Origin of the sequence: Endozoicomonas atrinae (genome assembly GCF_001647025.1) — a bacterium.
GTDB classification, from domain to species: domain Bacteria; phylum Pseudomonadota; class Gammaproteobacteria; order Pseudomonadales; family Endozoicomonadaceae; genus Endozoicomonas; species Endozoicomonas atrinae.
In genome coordinates this window covers 1-6976 of sequence record NZ_LUKQ02000268.1, presented here as the reverse complement: position 1 = coordinate 6976, position 6976 = coordinate 1, and the positions used below count along the sequence as shown (strand labels likewise).

The 6976-nt window shown below is 54.0% G+C and carries 7 protein-coding genes; 1 reads left to right on the top strand and 6 read right to left on the bottom strand.

From position 1 onward, the window contains the following. Window positions 1-72: 72 nt before the first annotated feature. Complete coding sequence (locus AK963_RS23640) at window positions 73-624, bottom strand: ferritin family protein (protein WP_139117616.1); 552 nt, start codon at window positions 622-624, stop codon at window positions 73-75. A 20-nt stretch (window positions 625-644) separates the two neighbouring features. Between AK963_RS23640 and AK963_RS36715 the strand changes: the two genes are divergently transcribed. Next, window positions 645-767, top strand: coding sequence for a hypothetical protein (locus AK963_RS36715; RefSeq protein ID WP_274520552.1), 123 nt, complete (start codon window positions 645-647; stop codon window positions 765-767). Window positions 768-936: 169 nt separating this feature from the next. Here the strand turns inward: AK963_RS36715 and AK963_RS23635 are convergent, their stop codons facing one another. From AK963_RS23635 to AK963_RS33510, 5 genes are all read right to left on the bottom strand, one after another. Beyond that, entirely contained in the window at window positions 937-1377 is a 441-nt protein-coding gene (locus AK963_RS23635; protein ID WP_066017859.1) for a regulatory protein RecX, read from the bottom strand. 206 nt (window positions 1378-1583) lie between these two features. Beyond that, window positions 1584-3164, bottom strand: coding sequence for a SpoVR family protein (locus tag AK963_RS23630; RefSeq protein WP_066017858.1), 1581 nt, complete (start codon window positions 3162-3164; stop codon window positions 1584-1586). Further along, the gene (locus AK963_RS23625; RefSeq protein WP_066017857.1) at window positions 3151-4440 is read right to left on the bottom strand and encodes a YeaH/YhbH family protein; all 1290 of its coding nucleotides are present in this window, start codon (window positions 4438-4440) and stop codon (window positions 3151-3153) included. Before AK963_RS23625 ends, AK963_RS23630 begins: the two co-directional genes overlap by 14 nt. 97 nt (window positions 4441-4537) lie before the next feature. Continuing rightward, window positions 4538-6460 carry a PrkA family serine protein kinase gene (locus tag AK963_RS23620; RefSeq protein WP_066017856.1) on the bottom strand — a complete coding sequence of 641 codons (1923 nt, stop codon included), beginning with the start codon at window positions 6458-6460 and terminating at the stop codon, window positions 4538-4540. Between the two features lie 256 nt (window positions 6461-6716). Further along, on the bottom strand, window positions 6717-6976 hold a 260-nt coding region (locus AK963_RS33510), incomplete at its 5' end, for a hypothetical protein (RefSeq protein WP_175404618.1).

The following is a 6976-nucleotide window of genomic DNA, read 5'->3' as shown; positions in this document are numbered from 1 at the left end:
CGGTGCGGACTGCAGACCAACACCGGAATCCCTTATGAACCTATATTGACCCCTAATCTGTCTTACCCGTCACTACTCAAATCGTCTCAATTGCGTCGCCAGCTGCTCGGCCGTTTGCAGTTGCGCCGTCATGACTTGCGCTGTGACCGGGTCGTCTGCCTGCTGGGCCAGTTTGATGGTATGCCGGGCGGTCTGAGCGAACGTTTCACAGGCTTTCGCTATCGCTTCAGCGTTCTGATACGTCTCCTGGGTTTGAGGGTCTTCAATACGGGAGTACTCAAACAATTCGTTGTAGTCCGACGGCACACGACGCCCGAACACGCTGATACGCTCAGCAATCTGATACGATGGTGGGAAGGGTTGTACCGTCTGGTTTTGTCGAGCCTGGTATTGGGAGGGCTGGCAGGCCGCTTCCGGAGCCGCAGCCGCCAGCAGCTGCGCAAACTCAGCAGCACGAGCTCCCTGATTGTTCCACCGAGCCGCCTTGATCTGGTTCACAATAGCCTGCTGCTCACTGTAGGCAGCCACCAGTTTCTGGGCCAGTTCGTTCTTTTCGGCAGGTTTGATGCCGGTTGCCGCTTCTTTCAATGTTGAGGCCGTCATGTCGATACTCTCAAATGGCAAGCGTTAGGTACCGGAATCCGATGGACAGGTCATTATTTCTGATCTCACCGATGGTCTCGCTGGCCCTCGCCAAGTGGGTCATCGCCGATAAATCGCAGGTTGACCACCGGAAGTATCAGAATAACACCACGATTCCATCGTAATTCCAGTGAATTTAACTATAGCAATGTCGTTTATTATTTTTTTTTTTTTTGAGATTATTGCTTTACTAAAACATGGCCTGTCATAACCGGAAGTATTAAGTCAGTTTTCTGCGCATCATGCCCGGTGTTCGTCGACGGACAAGACAAAACGACACTGCTCATTTGATCATCAAAACAGAGTGGCCAGCAGTTCGGGTGGGAAGCCCCGGCTGTGCAAAAATTCTCTTTGCTCATTGATCTCCCGGGAGGATACCGGGTGTTTGTGACCAAACTTCTGTTCACGAGCCCATTTTGCCAGGTCCTGCCAGTTAATTCCGGACGCTTTCAGGGCATCGACAATCATCTCCGGCTCAATGCCTTTTTTTTCCAGATCCTGGGCAATGCGGGAAGGGCCTTGCCCTTTGGCCGCTCTGTGCTGAATGAAGCCTTCCACGTAGCGCTCATTACTCAACAGCCGCTCTTTTTCCAGCCGGTCAAGCACATCAAGGATGAGTTCATCGTTATCAGAGAGATAAGACAGTTTTTGCGCCAGCTCGTCGTGAGTGTAATTTTTCTGCACCATCAGGTTCATGGCGGCATGTCTCAGCATGTTGGCGGTAACTTCAGGCATCGCTACGCTCCTGTGAACTGGTCTGCCCGGTGCCAACTCCGGTCAATCTCGGAAGTTGCACGGTGTATGAGAACCGGGGTTGCGATTATTGGTCGATGAACTATGATTCTACCGTCGTTCATCGACATACCTTTTCGTTGGAGCACCAAGTCCCGGTGTAACCTGCACCGGGCACCCCCCACTATGACGCATCCTGCCTGTGAGCTCTAGCGGTTGATCCGCTTCTTTGACGTCACCTTAACCTGTTCTTTGCTGCCGGTGTTTTTCGTAATAAAGGTGTACTGGACGATGTTATCCTGGTCTACCGAGTCCAGTTTGACATCAAACCCCCACAGGCGGTGCAGATGTTTTAGCAGTTCATGGGTACTGTCCCTGTCCAGCGGGCGATTCTGGTGCAGGTAATGGCGCAGGGTCAATGAGCGGTCACCCCGGACATCCACGTCGTACACCTGTATGTTGGGCTCCCGGTTGCCCAGGTTGTACAAGGCGGCCAGGTTTTCCCGCAACTGCCGATAGCCCTGCTCGTCATGGATGGCATCCACTTCCAGATAGGGGTTGATGTCGTTGTCATCGATGCTGAATAGGCGCATGTCCCGCATAACCCTGGGGGAGAGGTATTGAAGAATGAATCCCTCGTCCTTGAAGTTCTTCATGGCAAAGTGCACGGCGTCCAGCCAGTCACTGCCCGCCAGATCGGGGAACCATTCACGGTCCTCTTCCGTGGGCTGTTCGCAGATCCTGCGGATGTCCCGAAAGATATTGAACCCCAGAGCATAGGGGTTTATCCCGCTGTACCGCGGATCATCAAAGGCCGGCTGGAACACGACACTGGAGTGTGAATGCAGAAATTCCAGGATAAAGCCTTCGGTGATCAACCCTTCATCGTACATTTCATGCATCAGGTGATAGTGCCAGAACGTTGCCCAGCCCTCGTTCATGACCTGGGTTTGCCGTTGCGGGTAGAAATACTGCGCCACTTTACGCACGATGCGGATGATCTCCCGCTGCCAGGTCTCCAGCAACGGCGCGTTTTTTTCGATGAAATAGAGCAGGTTCTCTTCCGGGTCTTTCGGAAACCGTTCATCCTGGTGCGACTGTGATTGCTCGCTGACCGGGATGGTGCGCCAGAGATCGTTCAGGTTGCGCTGGATGTACGCTTCACGCTCTCGCAAGCGTGCCTGTTCCTGTTCTGCAGAGACCGGGGCGGGGCGAACATAGCGGTTGACACCCTGGTTCATCAGCGCATGGCAGGCGTCCAGCATCTCCTCTACCGCTGAAACGCCATGTTTCTCCTCGCACTGGGCGATGTAGTGCTTGGCAAACAGCAGGTAATCAATGATGGCGCTGGCGTCCGTCCACTGCCTGAACAGGTAGTTGCCTTTAAAAAAGGAGTTGTGGCCGTAGCAGGCGTGGGCGATCACCAGGGCCTGCATGGGCATGGTGTTCTCTTCCATCAGGTAGGCAATGCAGGGGTTGGAGTTGATCACGATTTCGTAAGCCAGCCCCATCCGCCCCCGCTGATAGTTCTGTTGGTTATTGAGAAAGGTTTTCCCATAACTCCAGTGATTGTACATCAGGGGCATCCCCACCGATGAGTAGGCATCCAGCATCTGTTCAGAGCTGATCACTTCAATCTGGTTGGGGTAGGTGTCCAGCCGGAATTTATCCGCCAACCGGGCAAACTCGCGGTCGTAAAGGTCCAGCAGTTCGAACGTCCATTCAGACCCGGTGGACAGCGGTTGTTTTCGCCGGATGGTGTGCTTTTCTGGTGCTTCAGCGACCAACATGAGAGCCCTCCTTTTTTTCAAACAGACGCCGGAAGGTCGGGTAGATATCCGAATAGCTGTGGATGTGCTGCATGGCGAAGTGATCCGGGTAAGATTCGGCTATGGTAGCGTACTCGTACCAGAGGTTCTGGTGGTGCAGGTCGGTAATCTCTACGTAGGCGAAGTATTGGCAAACCGGTAACAGCTTGTCCAGGATGATGTCATAACATTTTGTGGAGTCTTCGCCCCAGTTATCCCCGTCCGAGGCCTGGGCAATGTAGATATTCCACTGGCTGGGCGGGTACCGCCGTTCAATGATGTCATGGGTGAGCAGCAGGGCTTTTGAGACAATGGTGCCCCCGGTTTCCCGGGCGTAGAAGAAGTCGTGCTCATCACACTCCCTCGCCTCACTGTGGTGCCGGATAAAGACCACTTCCACGGCTTCGTAGTTGCGTTCCAGGAACAGGTAGAGCAGCAGGAAAAAGCGCTTAGCCATGTCCTTGATCTCCTGCGTCATGGACCCGGAAACATCCATGACACAAAACATCACCGCCTTGCTGGAGGGCTGGGGCACCTTGGTCATGTTGTTAAAGCGCAGGTCAAAATCGTCAATAAACGGCAGTCGTTTGAGCTTCTTGTTGAGCGACTTGATCTCTTCCCGAAGAGCGGTGGCCTGCTGCTGATCGGCAGGGTCCGGACTCACTTCCATGGCCCTGAGTTGTCGCTTCAGGGTTCGGATCACTTTCCGGTCTTTACCGGACAGGGCGATGCGACGCGCATGGGCAGCCCGCAGTGAGCGCACAATATTCAGCCGGTCCGGGGAACCAGCGGTGGTAAACCCGGCCCGTTTGAGTTGATAGTCGGTGCTGTCTTTCAGTTCTTTTCTCAGCAGGTTGGGCAGCTCCAGGTCATCAAACAGATATTCCAGGAACTCGTCCCGGTTGATCTGGAAGACGAACTCATCTGCCCCTTCGCCACCATCACTGGTCTGCCCCGCACCACTGCCCTGTCCATCGCCACCCGGTGGCCGCTGAATGCGGTCTCCACGGTGGAACTCGTGGTTGCCAGGATGCACGTGGCCGCAGTGCCCCCCCTGTGCGTGGTGAAAAAACGGCTCACTGAGGTCTTTCCTGGGAATAGTGACGTCACTGCCACTGTCAACGTCGGTGATGGAACGCTGGTCGATGGCATCCTGGACGGCGGCTTTGACATGATGCCGGTAGCGCTTCAAAAACCGCTGCCGGTTCACGGTGCTCTTCTTTTTTCCATTGAGGCGCCGGTCGATGATGAGGCTCATGATGAACGCTCTCCCGATAGCTGCAGTGCTCGGTGGATCAGCCCCGCTGAAGGGGCTGGCGATGGGTCCGCGACAGGGCGGGTCAGTCAGTGCGGAATCATTGAGACTTCCGGACCCGGATGTACCATTCTGACAACAGCCGTACCTGTTTCTCGGTATAACCGTGGACCACCATACGGGAAACGAAGTCCGCGTGTTTTCGCTGGTCTTCCTGCGACCCTTTGGCATTGAAAGAGATGACCGGCAACAGGTCTTCGGTATTGGAAAACATTTTCTTCTCAATGACGGTACGCATCTTCTCGTAGCTTAACCAGCTGGGGTTTTTGCCGTCGTGGTTGGCCCGGGCCCGCAGTACAAAGTTGACCACTTCGTTGCGGAAATCCTTGGGATTGGCGATGCCCGCCGGTTTTTCGATTTTTTCCAGCTCTTCGCTCAAGGCGCCCCGATCCAGAATATGTCCGGTGTCCGGGTCCCGGAATTCCTGATCCTGAATCCAGAAGTCAGCGTAGGTGATGTAGCGGTCAAAGATGTTCTGACCGTATTCGGAGTATGACTCAAGGTACGCGGTCTGGATCTCCTTGCCAAGAAACTCAATGTATTTGGGGGTCAGATACTCTTTGAGAAAGGCGAGGTAACGGTCCTGGATTTCTTCCGGAAACTGGTGCTGCTCAATCTGCTGTTCCAGGACATAAAGCAGGTGTACCGGGTTGGCCGCCACTTCAGTCGGATCGAAGTTGAATACTTTGGACAGGATCTTGAAAGCGAACCGGGTAGAGAGCCCGTTCATGCCTTCATCCACCCCGGCCATATCCCGGTATTCCTGCAATGGCTTGGCATTGGGGTCGGTGTCCTTCAGGTTATCGCCGTCGTACACTTTCATCTTGGAGTAGATGGAAGAGTTCTCCGGCTCCTTGATCCGTGACAGCACGGTAAACTGGGCCAGCATCTTGAGGGTATCCGGGGCACAGGGCGCGGCCTTCAGCGAGCTGTGTTCCAGCAATTTCTGGTAAATGTGCACCTCTTCACTGACCCGGACACAGTACGGCACCTTCACGATGTTGACCCGATCGATGAAGGCTTCATTGGTCTTGTTGTTCCGGAAGGACTGCCATTCGGACTCATTGGAGTGCGCCAGCAGAATCCCCTCGTAGGGAATCGCCCCCAACCCTTCGGTGCTGTTGTAGTTGCCTTCCTGGGTGGCGGTCAGCAGCGGGTGCAGCACTTTGATGGGCGCCTTGAACATCTCCACGAATTCCATGATGCCCTGGTTGGCTCGGCACAACGCCCCCGAAAAACTGTAGGCGTCGGGATCGTCCTGGGAATACTCTTCCAGCTGGCGAATATCCACCTTGCCCACCAGGCTGGAAATATCCTGGTTGTTTTCATCACCGGGTTCGGTTTTGGCAATAGCGATTTGATTCAGCCGGCTTGGGTAGAGCTTAACCACTCGGAACTGGGTGAGGTCGCCCCCAAATTCGTTCAGGCGTTTGACCGCCCAGGGAGACATGATGTAATTGAGGTAGCGACCGGGAATGCCGTATTCCTCCTTGAGAATAACCCCATCCTCATCAGGATTGAACAGCCCCAGCGGGGATTCAAACACCGGCGAGCCTTTGATGGCGTAAAACGGTACCCGTTCCATTAACTGCTTCAATTTTTCGGCCAGAGAAGACTTGCCGCCTCCCACCGGGCCAAGCAGGTAGAGTATCTGTTTTTTCTCTTCCAGCCCCTGAGCCGCGTGTTTGAAATAAGAGACCATCTGCTCAATGGCCTCTTCCATACCGTAAAACTCTTTGAACGCCGGGTAGCGTTTGATTAACTTGTTGGAGAAGATGCGGCTCAGTCGCGGATCACGGGCGGTATCAATTACTTCTGGCTCACCAATGGCTTTCAGCATGCGCTCGGCCGCATTGGCATAGACCGACGGGTCCTCTTTACAGAGTTTGAGATAGTCCAGCAGACTCAGCTCTTCCTGTTGAACCGCTTCATACCGTTGCTGGTATTGCGCAAAAATGGACATAGTAGACATCCCACCGTTATGGATAGAGAGGAAGAAAGAAGACATCGGATCGGATCAGACAGCAGGGCAACACAACCGCCTCCTTGGTTCCATGAATACAAATGCACGCCTCCCATGAGGCCTGTAGCCTGACAGGCAATCAACGAGTCTCTCCGTGAAATGATCAACGAATCAAACCTGGGTATCACTTGAAGCAAAAAAGACCGGTACAGCACGCATACCGTGGCTGAATGAGGCGCGGGATATGTTGATCAAGTTACCGGCTCTTTCGGTAACAGTCCCTGATGCCGACCTCTTTCAGGGGGTAACTGTCAATCAAATGATGATAAATCTGACTGCTCTGCTGTTCACAGGCAAGGGCGATCTGTCGTTCAATGTCGGAAAGGTTCGCTTGTGCTGCCACCGCTCGTTGAATCACGGCATGGACATCCACATGCAGCGCTCTGGCTTTGCTGAGTAAATCGACAGAGAGGTCGGTTTCAAATGCAACAGGGCTTTCATGAGTAGTTTTCATAG